Raw genomic sequence first — 13,319 nt, forward strand, 5'->3', positions numbered from 1 at the left:
CGAGCCCCGCCCGGACGCGGTCGTCCGGGCGGGGCTCCGCGGGGTCGTCCTAGGCTTCCGGCAGCTCCGTCTCGTCCTCCACCACGTGCACGGCGGCCTCCTCGGCGCCGGCGGCTCCGCCGTCGACGCCGACGTCCTGCGCGACGGTCTCCTTGGTGGTGTCGGCGCGTACGCCCTCGTCGGGGGCGACCAGGCGGCCGGCCCGGCCGGTGCCCGCCTCCGGGTCGACCGGTTCGCCCTCTCCGCCCGGTTCGTCGCCGACTCCGTCCCCGTCGGGTGCCCTCACGTCCGGCACCTCCTCGGCCAGCCGTTCGTCGAGGCTCTCGCCCTCGTGCTGCTCGGCGGCCGTGGTGCCGTGCTTGGTCACGCCCAGGGGCTTCTCCGGCGGGGAGTAGCCCTCGTCGAGCGTGTCGTCGTAGGTCCGTTCGTCGACGGCGTCCTGGAGGTCGAGGGGCGCGGCGTCCTCCTGCTCCTCGTTGGTTCCGGTGGGCTGGTAGGCGTCGTCGGCCATCGGGTCCGTGCCCATCGCTGCCTCCCTCTCGCGCTGCGTCGGCTCAGTGGTCTCGCTGTCCGGTTCGCGTTTCCCGATACGCGATCTCTAACCCGGGGGTGCGACGCGGATCTCCAGGTCGGTGACGCGGTGCGCGGCCCAGTCGCGGGCGTAGGCGGGCGGGGTGCCGCCGGGCCCGGTGAGGGCGACGACCGGGATGCGCCGGGCGGTGTCCACGATCTCGGCGGCGGTGGTGTTCTCGTTGTTGCCGCCGGTGGCGCCGGAGGAGCAACCCGTGTAGTAGCCGACCGGAATGGACTCGTGTCCGGTGACCAGGCAGGGCGGTCGGACTCCGAGCCGGTGCAGTCCGTCGGCGACGCGGGCCCAGTCCTCGCGGCTGGCGACGTTGCGGTCCACGGTGCCCACGAGCACCGAGAACTGGACCGCGAGGTGCCCGGCCGCGGCGAGCGCGACCAGCGTCGCGGTCACCGGCCGCCACCGGTCCCGCCCGGTCTTGACCAGGTGCCACAGCGCGTCGGCGACCGGGAGGGCGAGCAGGGCGTAGGCGGGCTGGAGGAAGCGGGGCGCCGCGTAGCCGATCAGGAACAGGTACGGCGCGGCGGCCGTGACGGCGCAGGCGAGGGCGACCAGTGTCGCGGTGGCGCGGCGGGCCCGGACGGCGACGACCGCGCCGAGGACGGCGAGGACCGGAAGGAGCAGCCACCACAGGGTGACGACCGGGTGCGGCATGGCTCCGGTGCACGGCCGGCACAGGCCCCGTCCCCCCAGGCTGCGCATCTGGTCGTCGAGGGCGAGGTTCCAGCCGAGGCCGCCCTGGATCTCGGAGGCCCGGGACAGCCGCTCCCCGAGGCCCCCGTACCAGGCGTACGCCTCGACCACCCATTCCCCGGCGCCGGCCGCGAGGCCGCCCGCGAGGGCGAGCAGCAGCGGCCAGTGGCGGCGTACCAGGACGAGGACGAGCAGGGGTCCGGCCACCCAGACCGCGTCCGTGGGCCGCATCAGTGCCATCAGCGCGGCGCCGGCCGCCACCCCCGCCGGCGCGCCCCGGCCCGAGCACCCCCGTCCGGCCCCCAGGGCGCGCAGGGCGCAGCCCACCGTGACGAGGGCGCCGATCGCGACCCAGTAGTTGGGCATGGCCTGCGGGCCGTAGAAGAGGGTCACCCACAGGGTGGCGAGGAACGCGCCGGCCGTGGCGAGGACCCGGGCCGGGAAGAGGCCCTGCCAGGCGCGCAGGCCGAGGTACAGGCCCAGGCCCGAGAGGACGGCGAGGTAGACGCGCAGGAGTTCGGTGGAGGCCGACCAGGAGGCGACGGGGGCCACCAGCAGGGGCACGCCCCGGGAGCGCGGCGCGCTGAAGAAGGCGGCGGGGTGGTGGCTGGTGACCTGGCTGACGTACACGATCTCGTCCCAGCCGAGGCCCATCGAGGGGTGTACGAAGACCAGCTGGGCCAGGACGAAGACGGCGGCCACCACCGCGATCGGTCTGCCGCCGCGCAGCCGCCGGGAGGTGCCGGACCTCCCTGCCCCCTCGCCGTCGCGTCCGACGCCGCGCCCGCCCCCGCGTCCGCGCCCGCCGACCAGGATCGCGTTCGAGCCGTCGGCCATCGTGCACCCCTCACCCCCGCTCGTCGCGGGGTCGCTCGTCCCTCACCTCCTGCCGCCCGTGGCGGGAGCCCAAAACCCGCGGATACGCGGAATCTCGGAAAACATGGTCAAACTAACCCGCGGACCACCGACGTGCAGGGCGGAACTCGGCCAGTCGCGCGGGCTCATTCCTCGCCCGGGACCGGCCGCTCGGTGACGCCCGGGCGGCGGTGCGGGGGCTGTTCGGGGGTGGGCCGCCACTTCGGCGCGGAAATGCCGAGCGTGACGGGCTCCTCCCCCTCGACGTGCACCTCGGTCCCGTGGTGATGGATCGTCAGGGGCGGCCCGGCCAGCAGCGAGTACGACGCCCGGTCGGGAGCGATCTCCACCCGCAGGCAGCGGCCGCGGAACTGGAGCCGGAAGGCGAGGCGGCTGAACTTCTCGGGCAGCCGGGGGGCGAAGCGCAGGCTGTCGCCGTCCCGGCGGGTGCCGCCGAATCCGGCGACCAGCGCCATCCACGTACCGGCCAGCGAGGCGATGTGCAGTCCGTCGCGGGTGTTGTGCTCCAGGTCCGCCAGGTCCATCAGGGCGGCCTCGGTGGCGTAGTCGTAGGCCAGGCGCAGGTGGCCCGTCTGGGCGGCGACGACGGCCTGGCAGCAGGCGGACAGGGAGGAGTCCCGCACGGTCAGCGGCTCGTAGTAGGCGAAGTTCGCGGCCATCTGGTCCTCGTCGCAGTGGGCGTCGAACCAGCTGCCGCAGGCGTACATGGCGAGCACGAGGTCGGACTGCTTGACGACCTGCTTGCGGTAGACGTCGAAGTACGGGAAGTGCAGCATCAGCGGGTACTGGTCGGCGCCGGTGTTCGCGAAGTCCCAGCGCTGGTGGCGGGTGAAGCCGGCGTGCTGCTCGTGGACGCCGATCTCCTCGTTGTAGGGGATGTGCACGGCTTCGGCGGCGTCCCGCCAGGCGGCGCTCTCCTCCTCGTCGACACCGAGCCGGGTCGCCTCCTCCGGGTGGCGTTCGCACACGTCGGCGGCGGCGAGCAGGTTGGAGCGCGCCATGAGGTTGGTGTACGTGTTGTCGTCGACGACGGCGCTGTACTCGTCCGGGCCGGTGACGCCGTCGATGTGGAAGACGCCGTGGGGGTCGTGGTGGCCCAGCGAGCGCCACAGCCGGGCCGTCTCCACCAGGAGTTCGAGGACGGTCTCGCGTTCGAAGTCGGTGTCGCCGGTCGCCGCCGTGTAGCGCACCGCGGCGTGCGCGATGTCGGCGGCCACGTGGAAGGCCGCGGTGCCGGCCGGCCAGTACGCGGAGCCCTCCGAGCCGTCGATGGTGCGCCACGGGAAGGCGGCGCCGCGCAGCCCGAGCTGGGTGGCGCGGTCCCGGGCGGCGGGCAGGGTGGCCTGGCGCCAGCGCAGCGCCTCGGCGACCGCCTTGGGCGCGGTGTAGGTGAGGACGGGCAGGACGAACATCTCGGTGTCCCAGAACGCGTGGCCGTCGTATCCGGAGCCGGTCAGTCCCTTGGCCGGAATCGCGCGCTGCTCGGCGCGGGCGCCGGCCTGGAGCACGTGGAACAGGGCGAAGCGTACGGCCTGCTGGATCTCCTCGTCGCCGTGCACCTCCACGTCCGCGCGGGCCCAGAAGTCGTCGAGGTAGTCCCGCTGTTCGGCCACCAGGCCGTCCCAGCCGCCGTGCGCCGCGGCGGCCAGCGCTGCCTCGACCTGGTCGCTCATCGCGGGCCTGGAACGGGTGCCGGACCAGCCGTGGGCGACGGTCTTCTGCACCCGCAGCCGCTCCCCCGGGTCGAGGACGGAGGTGATGGTCAGACGGGACACGTCCGCGTTGCTCTCGCTGCTGGTGGTGATCTCACCGGGCGCGTCGACGACGTGGTCGGCGGCCACGGCGACCCTGAGGCCGCTGCGCCGGGTGCGGTGCACCAGGCGCAGCCGGGAGCCCATGGCCAGGTCCTCCTCCGGCTCCAGCGGGGACTGGAGCGCCTGGGCCGCCCTCGGGTCGCCGTCGCTGCCGGGCAGGCTCTCGTTGGCGACGAGTTCGGACTGGATGACGAGGCGGGTGCGGCTGTCGAGGGGCTCGACCTCGTACTCCACGGCGGCGATGGCGCGCTGGGTGAGGGAGACCAGGCGGGTGGAGCGCACCCGGACGGTCGTCCCGGCCGGGGAGGTCCACTCGCAGGTGCGCTCCAGCACGCCGCGCCTGAGGTCCACGGTGCGTTCGTGCTTGCCGAGCCGTCCGTAGCGCAGGTCGAAGGGCTCGTCGTCGACCAGCAGCCGCAGCAGCTTGCCGTTGGTGACGTTGATGACGGTCTGACCCGACTCCGGGTAGCCGTAGCCCGCTTCGGCGTAGGGCAGCGGGTGGAGTTCGTAGACGCCGTTGAGGTAGCTGCCGGGCAGGCCGTGCGGTTCGCCCTCGTCGAGGTTGCCGCGCCAGCCGACGTGTCCGTTGGACAGGGCGAAGACGGACTCGCTCTGGGCGAGCAGGTCGAGGTTGAGCGCCGTCTCGCGCACCCGCCAGGGCTCCACGGTGTACGTCCGGTTGGTGATCACGCGTGGCCCCCCAGCTCGGCGAGGTCCTTGACGACGCGGTCGGCGCCGTGGGCGTAGAGGGCGTCGGTCTGGCCGACGCGGTCGACACCGACGACGTAGCCGAAGTGTCCGGAGCGGCCCGCGTCCATGCCGGCCAGGGCGTCCTCGAAGACGGCGGCGCGGGACGGCTCGACGCCCAGGTCGCGGGCGGCGGCCAGGAAGGTGTCGGGGTGTGGTTTGCCCGGCAGGTTCCGTTCCCGGGCCACGACGCCGTCGATCCGTACGTCGAACAGCCCTTCCGCGTCGATGGAGTGCAGCACGTCCCGGGTGTTGGCGCTGGAGGAGACGATCGCGGTGGCGAGACCGGCGCCGCGGACGGCGTCGATGTAGCGCAGCGTGCCCTCGTAGGGTTCCACGCCGTCGGTGCGGATCTTCGCCAGGAGGAGTACGTTCTTGCGGTTGCCGACGCCGTTGACGGTCCGCGCGTCCGGTGGGTCGTCGGGGGTGCCCTCGGGCAGCTCGATGCCGCGGGAGGCGAGGAAGGAGCGGACGCCGTCGGCGCGGGGGCGGCCGTCGACGTACCGGTCGTAGTCGGAGTCGGTGAAGGGGCGGAAGTCGGCGCCGTCCCGCTCGCGCAGGAAGGCGTCGAACGTCTCCTTCCAGGCGGCGGCGTGCACCACCGCGGTCCGGGTGACGACCCCGTCGAGGTCGAAGAGGCAGGCCTGGATGTCGTCGGGAAGTCCGAGCTGCGTCGTCATACCCCCACAGTTCCCCACCGGGACGGGTCCGATCAGGTGACACACTGTGCGGTGTGCCGCTGACTTTCGAGGACCTGCTCGCCCGTGCCCGCCGGCTCCCCCGGGGCGGACGGCGCGCGTTCCTGGGCATCGCGGGCAGTCCGGGCGCGGGCAAGTCGACGCTGGCCGGGCATCTGGTGCGGGAGCTGAACGGTACGGGCGAGCCGTGGGTGGCGCACGTGCCGATGGACGGCTTCCACCTCGCCGACGCGGAGCTGGACCGGCTGGGCCGCCGGCACCGCAAGGGGGCGCCGGACACCTTCGACGCGGCCGGGTACGCGGCGCTGCTGGACCGGCTGCGCGCGGAGCGGGACGACGAGGTCGTGTACGCGCCCGGCTTCGAACGGGTGCTGGAGCAGCCGCTCGCCGGGGCCCTGCCGGTGCCGCCTTCGGCCCGGCTGGTCGTGACGGAGGGCAACTACCTGCTGTTGGAGAGCGGCGCCTGGGCGCGGGTGCGGCCCCGCCTCGACGAGGTGTGGTTCTGCGGGCTGGAGGAGTCGGAGCGCGTCAGGCGGCTCGTGGCGCGGCACGAGCGGTTCGGCAAGTCCCCCGCGGACGCCGCCGCGTGGGCGCTCGGCCCCGACCAGCACAACGCCGACCTGGTGGCGGCCACCCGGCACCGGGCCGACCTGGTGGTACCGGCCCGGGCGGTGCCGGGTGCCCGGGGTCCCGCGCCCTCACCTCCTGGGTGACGCGCTCACTCCTCGTCGAAGTCGTCGGGGCGGACGTGCGCCTCTTCGAGGGCCTCGCGCAGGGTCCGGCCGGTACCGCCCGGCGGGCGGGGTTCGTCGTCCGCGCGCTCGCGCCGCCGCCGACCGAGAACGTCGTCGGTGGTGTCGGTCTTCGGCCGGTTCTCTTCCGGGACGGTCATGACGTCGGCTCCTCGTCCGTCTCTGTGGGTCCTTCCGAGACGGCGGGTTCCCGTGCGACGCGGGGCTATCCCCGTCCGGGGGTGCCGGGGTGCGCGCCCTCCGGGGCATTCCGGAACGGCGGTGAGGTCCCTGCGGGGATGCGGTGAGGCCTCCTCCGGTGGCCGACGGCGGGCGATCCCGGGCCGGTGCGGGCGGTGCCGTCCCGGTCCGAAGGAGGCGCGGGGAGGCCCCCGGAGGCGACGGTGAGCGAATCGGCTCCGGCCCGGGGCGGGCGTCGTCCGGGGAACTGAATCCGACGAGGTCCCTCCGCGGGGCCCGCGATGATGTCTCCCCCGCGGTCGATTCCGCGAGCGGCCCCCGCCGACGGGTCGGCGTCGGCGCAGCCCGGGGGCATGCCGTGCGGTCCTGTCCAGGGGCGACGACGAGCACTCGCCGCCCGGTGCAGCCGACGCCGTCCCCGTCCCCGTCCCCGGGGTGACGCGGCGAGGCCCCTCCGGTGGCGACGGCGGGCGGATCCCGGCCGGTGGGGGCGGTGCCGGTGCCGTCGGGGTTCGCGGGGGTGCGGGTCCCGCGCGGGGCGGGTGGCGCGGGCGCCGTGGTGTCGTCCCTCCGGCGCGGTGCCGTGCGGTCACTCGGGCGCGGCGGTCCTCCCTGCCGGGCACAGGGGGTGGGCTATGTTGACCCCCGTGGGAGACGTGGGAGACACAGGAGGCGCACCCGTGCCATCGCCGCAGCAGGCACGTGCACAGGCCTCGGCGATCACCTCGGGACGGGCCGCCCCGCAGTCGGAGGTCTCCCCCACCTCCCGGCTCAGGACGCTCTTCGACCGGCCCCGCCTCTCCCCCGGCCAGCGGCGCATCGCGCAGTACCTCATCGAGCACCTCACCGAGGCGGCGTTCCTGTCGATCACCGACCTCGCCGACCGGGTGGGCGTGAGCCAGCCGTCGGTGACGCGGTTCGCCTCGGCGGTGGGCTTCAGCGGCTACCCGGCGTTGCGGGAGCAACTCCAGGCGATCGCCCTGGGCGGCCGGGGCGGGTCCGCCGCCGAGGAGTACCGGGGCAACGAACTGCAGGCGGCCGTGGACGCCGAGATCGAGAACCTGGAGAACCTGCGGCGCGACTTCGCCGACGCGGACCGGGTCATCGAGGTCGGCCGCAAGCTGGCCGCCTCGGCACCGCTGACCGTCCTCGGGCTGCGCATCTCCGTCTCGCTCGCCGAGTACTTCGCCTACGCGGCCCGCCGGGTCCATCCCGATGTGCGCCTGGTGACCCGGGGCGGCACGGTCGCCTACGACGCCCTGCTCCAGTCCCGCGAGGCGGGCGGCACCTGGGTGCTGGCCTTCTCCATGCCCCGGCACGCCCACGAGACCCTGGGCGCCCTGCGCGTGGCCCGCGGCGCCGGGCTGAAGGTCGCGCTGATCACCGACCTGGCGCTCGGCCCGCTCGCGGACGAGGCCGACGTCGCCTTCGCCACCGGTACGGGGTCCCGGCTGGTCTTCGACTCCTACGCGGCGCCGGGCGTGATGTGCGCGGCGCTGTTGCAGGCCATGACCGACGCCGATCCCGAGCGGACGCAGGCGCGGCTGGAGGAGTACGAGCAGGTCGCGGACCAGCACCAGTTCTTCCTGCGGGACTGAACGGCCGGGCGACGGGTCGGCGCAGACGGGACCATCCCGACGAAAGCAGGCATGAATGTTTTCATACGTCTTGCAAAGCGGATGGCATATATAAATACTGCTCACGGACCGCGCCCCGGCCGCCCCGGAACGCGTCCGCACCTGCCGCGAACACCTCGGCCGCCGACTCCTACCCGCTCCGGCGCACCGGGTGCTCCGGTCGGGCATCGCCTGCGCGAGCGCCCGCGGCGGCCCCGGTCGTCCCCTGGACCGGGACCGCCCCCACCCGTCGCCCACCCCGTCGACGCCGCACACCCGGAAGCGATGATCATGCCCCTGACGACCACGCGCACCAGCCCGGACTGGCCCTGCCAGGTCAAGCCCCCCGGCAGCCACGACTGGGAACGCTCGGCCACCAGGTGGCTGCGCGAGCTGGTCCCGGCGCGCTACGCCGGCTACCCGGCGCTGATCCGGCACCCGGTGCTGCTCGCCCGCCATGCGCAGATCCAGGTCCAGCACGAGATCCGGGTGGCGCGCACCGCGCTCCAGACCGCCCGCGCGGACCTGCCGCGGCTCGGCCTGCACGAGGCCGCGATCGAGCACACCATCAAGCTGTACGCGGCGGAGGTGCTCCAGTTGCAGCACATCGCGCGCAGCGTACGGGCCGTCACCGCGGCGCTGGCCGAGCGGGGCGCCGCGCGCTGACCGGCGCCGGCGGCGAGGGCGCGTCAGTCCACGGGGTGCCCGGGCCGGACGGTGCGGGCGTCGGCGAGCCGCAGCAGCGGTCCGGCGGCAGGCTCGCGCCCGCCCCACTCGACCGGCTCGAGGACGAAACCGACGTGGTCGCCCCCCGTGGTCCGGTCCACGACCCGTCCGACGAACCACGCCTCGGCGTCCTCCAGCACGGCGGCCCCTCCGTACCCCTCCCGCCAGCGGACCCGTCCGAACTTGTCGACGTCGTCGCCGGTCAGCCCGCCGAAGACCTCGGCCGTCTCGCGCTGATCACGGGCCAGCAGGTGGACCGCCAGGACGTCGGCGGACCGCGCGACGCGGAAGGTCCGGTTGACGTCGGAGATCCACACGCAGTACCGCACGGGCCGGATGGAGCACTGCGAGGAGAACCCGACCAGGCAGCCGGCCCGTTCCCCGTCCGCGGCGGCCGTGACGACGCACATGTCCGGGTCGAGCCGGTCCAGGAACACGTCCATGGCCGCCATGCTAGGCCCCGTCGCCGTCTTCTGGCGTCCGCCCGAGGGGCGGGGGGACGCCGCCGGGCGGGCGGGAAGGTGGCGACGGGGCCTGGGACCGCCGGGGCGGCTCAGGTGGCGAGCAGGCGTCGCAGGGCCGTGCGCAGGGCGGTGACGAAGGCGTCGCGGGCCGGCTCGTCCAGGGCGTCCAGCGACAGGTAGGGGTTGAGGTCCTCCAGCTCGACCAGCAGCAGCTCACCGCCGGGGGTGCGGCAGGCGTCGACGCGCTGGATCCCGTGGTCGACGCCGTTCCACTCGATGAACCGCCGCGCGAAGTCGAGGTCGGCCACGGTGGCGTCGTACGGCTCCAAGTGCCAGCGGCGGTCGGGGTGCGGCGTGCGCAGGGCGTACTGGTAGTCGTGGTCGACGAAGTAGAACGAGACCTCGTGGACGAAGTCGACGCGCGGCTGGACCAGCAGGTCCCCCGCTCCGGCCAGCGCCTCGGACACCCGGTCGGCGGGGACGATCCGCAGGCCCGCCGAGTCTGCGCCGAGCCTGGGCTTGACGACGTACTCCTCCGCGTCGGGCAGCCGGTGCAGGTCCTCGGCGCGGTCGACGGTGGGGATGACCGGGAAGCCCGCGGCGGTGAGGTCGAGCAGGTACTGCTTGCCGACCATGTCCGCCCTGCCGGTGAGCTGGTTGTAGACGCGGGTCCCGCGCTCGGCCGCACGCTCGCGGAAGGCCTGGTAGGCGGCCTCGTACCCCTGTACGGGCCCGCTGTTGCGGACGACGACGGCGTCGAAGGCGTCCAGCAGTGCGACGGCGTCCCGGGGATGGCACAGGGCCAGGTCGAACTCCTCACGCAGCCGCGAGGTCAGGTAGATGTCCTCGTCGCAGTAGCGCCGTCCGCGCGCCTGGTAGGCCAGGTCGGTGACGTACAGGACGCGGGGGCGGGTGAGCGGCATACGGGACTCCTCCGGAGCTGATCGGAAGTGATCGTATGCGACCGGCTTAGCGAGGTGACAAGTGCACTCAGTTCCCTCCCTTCACTGCACTGAGTGCCACACATCTCGCCCACCTGCTACGTTCCCCTTCATGAGCACCAGCAACGCGGCCCCCCGCCGCGGGGACGGGACGGACCCGGCACAGGTCCGGCCGCCGATGCGGGAGGCACTCGTCGCGGCGGCGTTCCGGCTGTTCCTGGAGCGGGGGTACGAACAGACCACCGTGGACGACATCGTCGCCCTGGCCGGCGTCGGACGGCGCTCCTTCTTCCGGTACTTCCCGTCCAAGGAGGACGTGGTCTTCCCCGACCACGAACGGTGCCTGGCCGACATGAAGGCGTTCCTGGCCCGCTCCCCCGAGGGCGCCGACCCGGTGCGGCGGGTGTGCGACGCGGCCCGGCTCGTGCTCGGCATGTACGCCGAGAGCCCGGCGTTCTCCGTCCAGCGGTACCACCTCACCAAGAAGGTGCCGGGGCTGCGCGCCTACGAGTTGTCGGTGGTGTGGCGCTACGAGCGTGCCCTCGCCGAGTACCTGCGCGGGCGGCTGGGCGGACGCCCGGACGGGATCCTGCGCGCGGACGTGATCGCGGCCGCGGTGGTCGCGGCGCACAACAACGCCCTGCGGTCCTGGCTCCGTTCGGACGGCCGCGACGACGCGGGTGCCGCGGTGGACCACGCGCTGGCGTACGCGCAGTCCGCCTTCGGCGACGTGCCGGTGCCGCCCCGCGGCACCTCGCCCGAGGACGTGGTGGTCGTGGCCGCGCGCCGCGGGACCCCCCTGTGGCAGGTGCTGCGGGAGGTCGAGGACGCGTTCGCCCGCGACTGACGGCCGGAGGACCGCGGCCCGCACCGCACCCTCCCCTGTCGATGCCCCATCAAGGGTACCGAGTGCCTTTACGAGTGACACTGAGTGCCATACGCTGTGCTGCGTGCACGGTGGCACGGTGAGCCGCGCACACGCGTGCCCGGTGACCGCGCACGCGGGATTCCGGCCCGAGCGCAAGGAGTTGACCAGCGTGTACCACTCAGGAAACGTCGCTCAGCAGGCGGCCGGCCCCGCGACCGGTCTGCTCGACCCGAAGACCGACAGTCGGGCCCCGGAGACCGAGGCCGTCCTCTACCAGCGCTGCACCTGGTGCGGCACCGCCATGTACCACCGGGTGCTGTGCCCGGTCTGCCGCGGCAGCGAGCTGCGGACGGAGCGGAGCGAGGGCACCGGCACGGTGCGCCACGCGACGGTGGTGCACCGCAACACGCCGGCCGCGCGCAACGTCTCCCTCATCGAGATGGCCGAGGGGTTCGTGCTGCGCGGCCGGGTCATGGGTCCGCTGATCGGCATCCACAGCGGCGACCGGGTGCGGCTGTCCACGGCCAAGGACCCGGTGCGCGGCGAGCCGGTCTTCCAACTGGTCGACGAGCCGTACCGGGCCTGGACCTGACGGGCCGTCCACCTGACGAGCGGTCAGCTCGCCGTCCGCGGTCCGGAGGTGAGCGTGATGCGGATCCCCACGGTGCCGTCGAGCCCCCTGCGCAAGCGGCTGCCGAGGAGCGTGAGCCGGCCGACGACGCCGTACTTGCGGGCGAGCAGCCGCCGGTAGCGGGCGGTGGCGGCCGGGTCGCAGATCTCCGCCGTCCCCGCGACCTGTGCGCCGGTCGGCCTGCCGCGCACGTCGCAGGGGCCCACCAGCACGTCGGCGCGGTTGCGCACCCGCTTGACCTTCCAGGAGTCGGCCACCGTCCAGACGCCGAGCGCGTCCCCGTCCCGGACGACCCACACCGGGGTGGCGACCGGGGTGCCGTTCTTCCGGTACGTGGTGACCAGCAGGTACTTGCCGGCGCCGAGCCGGTCCAGTGACGCGTCGTCGTCCATGCCCGGAAGTCTAGGCGCCCCCGCGCCGGTGCTCCGCCTCCCCCGTGCTCACTCCAGGACCGACGCCATCCTGCGCACCGCCTCCGTGAGGATCTCCGGCGAGGTCGCCAGGTTGAGCCGTACGTGTCCCTCGCCGCCGCTGCCGAAGGGGAGGCCGGAGCTGAGGGCCACCCGTCCCCGGTCGAGGAAGACCTCCGCCGGGTCGTCGCCGAGGCCGAGGGCGCGGCAGTCGAGCCAGGCGAGGTAGGTGGCGTCCCCGGCGCGGTGCACGACCCCCGGGAGCCGCTCGGCGAGCAGACCGGTGAGCAGCCGCCGGTTCTCGTCGAGTCCGGCGAGCACGGCGTCCAGCCAGGCGGTGCCGTCGCGCAGGGCGGCGGTGTGGGCGAGGACGCCGACGTGGCTCGGCCCGTGACCGACCTCCTCGGGCATCCGCGCCAGGTCGTCTGCGGCGGCGGGCCCGGCGATCGCCAGGGCCGCCTTGAGTCCGGCCAGGTTCCAGCCCTTGGACGCCGACATCAGCGAGAGGCCGCGCTCGGCGCCGGGCACGCTCAGGTAGGGCACGAACCGCGCGTCGCCGGTGACGACCGGGGCGTGGATCTCGTCGGCGACGACCCGGACCCCGTACCGCTCCGCCAGCGCGGCGACGGCCGCCAGCTCTGCGGCGGTGTGGACGGTGCCGGTCGGGTTGTGCGGGCTGCACAGCAGGAAGGCCGCCCGGCCCCCGCCCGCGACGGCCCGCCGGAACTCCTCCTCCAGCACGCCGAGGTCGATCCGCAGGTCCGGGCCGAGCGGCACCTCGACCACCCGCCGGTCCAGCTGGGTGACGAACTGGTAGAACGGCGGATACACCGGCGGATTGACGATCACCGGGTCGCCCGGTCCGGTGACCAGCTTGAGCATCTCGACCACGCCCAGCATCACGTCGGGCACGATCGCCGTGCGTTCCACGGCCAGATCGTCCCAGTCCCACCGCTTGCCGGCGAAGGCGGCGAGGGCCTCGGCGTAGGCGGTGCCGACGGGGTAGCCGGTGTCGCCGAGTTCCATGGCCCGGGTGACGGCGCGCACGACGGATCCGGCGAGCGGCACGTCCATCTCGGCCACCCACAGCGGCAGCACGTCCGCGGGGTGGGTGCGCCACTTCATGCTCGTACGCCGGCGCAGTTGGTCCGGCGTGAGCGCGCGCAGGGGGTTCGGTTCACCGGACTGGTCCCACGGGATGCTGGTCATGGGGCCAAGATAGGTCGCCGCGGCGGCGCGGGGAACCGGGCGGCCCTTTGGTGAACACCGGGGTTCCGGCCCCCGTATGGGAGGAGGGCGCTCGACGTCCGGAGGTCC

At 74.1% G+C, this 13,319-nt stretch carries 14 protein-coding genes; 5 read left to right on the forward strand and 9 right to left on the reverse strand.

Going from position 1 to position 13,319, the window contains the following annotated elements; translation table 11 throughout:
- Nucleotides 1-49 precede the first annotated feature (49 nt).
- The 4 genes from IE94_RS0118365 to IE94_RS0118380 all read right to left on the reverse strand — a co-directional run bounded on the left by IE94_RS0118365 (nucleotide 50) and on the right by IE94_RS0118380 (nucleotide 5,396).
- Nucleotides 50-526, reverse strand: coding sequence for a DUF5709 domain-containing protein (locus tag IE94_RS0118365; protein WP_030185436.1), 477 nt, complete (start codon nucleotides 524-526; stop codon nucleotides 50-52).
- A 72-nt stretch (nucleotides 527-598) separates the two neighbouring features.
- A complete protein-coding gene (locus IE94_RS0118370) occupies nucleotides 599-2,116 on the reverse strand; it encodes a hypothetical protein (protein WP_030185437.1) in 1,518 nt (505 codons plus the stop codon).
- A gap of 164 nt (nucleotides 2,117-2,280) precedes the next feature.
- Nucleotides 2,281-4,659, reverse strand: coding sequence for a glycoside hydrolase family 65 protein (locus IE94_RS0118375; RefSeq protein ID WP_030185439.1), 2,379 nt, complete (start codon nucleotides 4,657-4,659; stop codon nucleotides 2,281-2,283).
- The gene (locus IE94_RS0118380) at nucleotides 4,656-5,396 is read right to left on the reverse strand and encodes a beta-phosphoglucomutase family hydrolase (protein WP_030185441.1); all 741 of its coding nucleotides are present in this window, start codon (nucleotides 5,394-5,396) and stop codon (nucleotides 4,656-4,658) included. The genes IE94_RS0118375 and IE94_RS0118380 overlap by 4 nt, the downstream gene beginning before the upstream one ends.
- 53 nt (nucleotides 5,397-5,449) lie before the next feature.
- Here IE94_RS0118380 and IE94_RS0118385 point away from each other — a divergent pair, with 53 nt between their 5' ends.
- Nucleotides 5,450-6,127, forward strand: a complete 678-nt coding sequence (locus IE94_RS0118385) for a nucleoside/nucleotide kinase family protein (protein ID WP_037922945.1) — start codon at nucleotides 5,450-5,452, stop codon at nucleotides 6,125-6,127.
- Nucleotides 6,128-6,132: 5 nt separating this feature from the next.
- Here IE94_RS0118385 and IE94_RS40400 read toward each other — a convergent pair whose 3' ends face one another.
- A complete protein-coding gene (locus tag IE94_RS40400) occupies nucleotides 6,133-6,306 on the reverse strand; it encodes a hypothetical protein (protein WP_167343968.1) in 174 nt (57 codons plus the stop codon).
- Between the two features lie 720 nt (nucleotides 6,307-7,026).
- On the opposite strand from IE94_RS40400, the gene IE94_RS0118395 reads away from it, so the two are divergent.
- Both IE94_RS0118395 and IE94_RS0118400 read left to right on the forward strand, forming a co-directional pair.
- Nucleotides 7,027-7,944, forward strand: coding sequence for a MurR/RpiR family transcriptional regulator (locus tag IE94_RS0118395; RefSeq protein ID WP_030185446.1), 918 nt, complete (start codon nucleotides 7,027-7,029; stop codon nucleotides 7,942-7,944).
- Between the two features lie 303 nt (nucleotides 7,945-8,247).
- A complete protein-coding gene (locus tag IE94_RS0118400) occupies nucleotides 8,248-8,628 on the forward strand; it encodes a hypothetical protein (RefSeq protein WP_030185448.1) in 381 nt (126 codons plus the stop codon).
- A gap of 23 nt (nucleotides 8,629-8,651) precedes the next feature.
- Here the strand turns inward: IE94_RS0118400 and IE94_RS0118405 are convergent, their stop codons facing one another.
- Nucleotides 8,652-9,140 carry a flavin reductase family protein gene (locus IE94_RS0118405; protein WP_030185451.1) on the reverse strand — a complete coding sequence of 163 codons (489 nt, stop codon included), beginning with the start codon at nucleotides 9,138-9,140 and terminating at the stop codon, nucleotides 8,652-8,654.
- Between the two features lie 101 nt (nucleotides 9,141-9,241).
- The gene (locus IE94_RS0118410; protein WP_030185455.1) at nucleotides 9,242-10,075 is read right to left on the reverse strand and encodes an ATP-grasp domain-containing protein; all 834 of its coding nucleotides are present in this window, start codon (nucleotides 10,073-10,075) and stop codon (nucleotides 9,242-9,244) included.
- 130 nt (nucleotides 10,076-10,205) lie between these two features.
- On the opposite strand from IE94_RS0118410, the gene IE94_RS0118415 reads away from it, so the two are divergent.
- Both IE94_RS0118415 and IE94_RS0118420 read left to right on the forward strand, forming a co-directional pair.
- Nucleotides 10,206-10,940 (forward strand): TetR family transcriptional regulator, encoded by a 735-nt coding sequence (locus IE94_RS0118415; RefSeq protein WP_030185457.1) that lies wholly within the window; start codon nucleotides 10,206-10,208, stop codon nucleotides 10,938-10,940.
- Nucleotides 10,941-11,130: 190 nt separating this feature from the next.
- Nucleotides 11,131-11,553, forward strand: a complete 423-nt coding sequence (locus IE94_RS0118420; protein ID WP_030185460.1) for a Zn-ribbon domain-containing OB-fold protein — start codon at nucleotides 11,131-11,133, stop codon at nucleotides 11,551-11,553.
- A gap of 23 nt (nucleotides 11,554-11,576) precedes the next feature.
- On the opposite strand, the gene IE94_RS0118425 is transcribed toward IE94_RS0118420, so the two are convergent.
- Nucleotides 11,577-11,984, reverse strand: a complete 408-nt coding sequence (locus tag IE94_RS0118425; RefSeq protein ID WP_030185462.1) for a PPOX class F420-dependent oxidoreductase — start codon at nucleotides 11,982-11,984, stop codon at nucleotides 11,577-11,579.
- A 48-nt stretch (nucleotides 11,985-12,032) separates the two neighbouring features.
- On the reverse strand, nucleotides 12,033-13,211 hold the full coding sequence (locus tag IE94_RS0118430; protein ID WP_030185464.1) for a MalY/PatB family protein: 1,179 nt from the start codon (nucleotides 13,209-13,211) through the stop codon (nucleotides 12,033-12,035).
- Between the last annotated feature and the right edge of the window lie 108 nt (nucleotides 13,212-13,319).

Origin of the sequence: Streptomyces violaceorubidus, from assembly GCF_000717995.1 — a bacterium.
Lineage (GTDB): Bacteria > Actinomycetota > Actinomycetes > Streptomycetales > Streptomycetaceae > Streptomyces > Streptomyces violaceorubidus.

What these genes read in the sequence shown, in the direction of transcription:
- IE94_RS0118365 (WP_030185436.1), bottom strand. Translation starts at nt 526, where the DNA reads ATGGGCACGGACCCGATGGCCGACGACGCCTACCAGCCCACCGGAACC.
- IE94_RS0118380 (WP_030185441.1), bottom strand. Translation starts at nt 5,396, where the DNA reads ATGACGACGCAGCTCGGACTTCCCGACGACATCCAGGCCTGCCTCTTC.
- IE94_RS40400 (WP_167343968.1), bottom strand. Translation starts at nt 6,306, where the DNA reads ATGACCGTCCCGGAAGAGAACCGGCCGAAGACCGACACCACCGACGAC.
- IE94_RS0118405 (WP_030185451.1), bottom strand. Translation starts at nt 9,140, where the DNA reads ATGGCGGCCATGGACGTGTTCCTGGACCGGCTCGACCCGGACATGTGC.
- IE94_RS0118400 (WP_030185448.1), top strand. Translation starts at nt 8,248, where the DNA reads ATGATCATGCCCCTGACGACCACGCGCACCAGCCCGGACTGGCCCTGC.
- IE94_RS0118410 (WP_030185455.1), bottom strand. Translation starts at nt 10,075, where the DNA reads ATGCCGCTCACCCGCCCCCGCGTCCTGTACGTCACCGACCTGGCCTAC.
- IE94_RS0118430 (WP_030185464.1), bottom strand. Translation starts at nt 13,211, where the DNA reads ATGACCAGCATCCCGTGGGACCAGTCCGGTGAACCGAACCCCCTGCGC.
- IE94_RS0118370 (WP_030185437.1), bottom strand. Translation starts at nt 2,116, where the DNA reads ATGGCCGACGGCTCGAACGCGATCCTGGTCGGCGGGCGCGGACGCGGG.
- IE94_RS0118415 (WP_030185457.1), top strand. Translation starts at nt 10,206, where the DNA reads ATGAGCACCAGCAACGCGGCCCCCCGCCGCGGGGACGGGACGGACCCG.
- IE94_RS0118425 (WP_030185462.1), bottom strand. Translation starts at nt 11,984, where the DNA reads ATGGACGACGACGCGTCACTGGACCGGCTCGGCGCCGGCAAGTACCTG.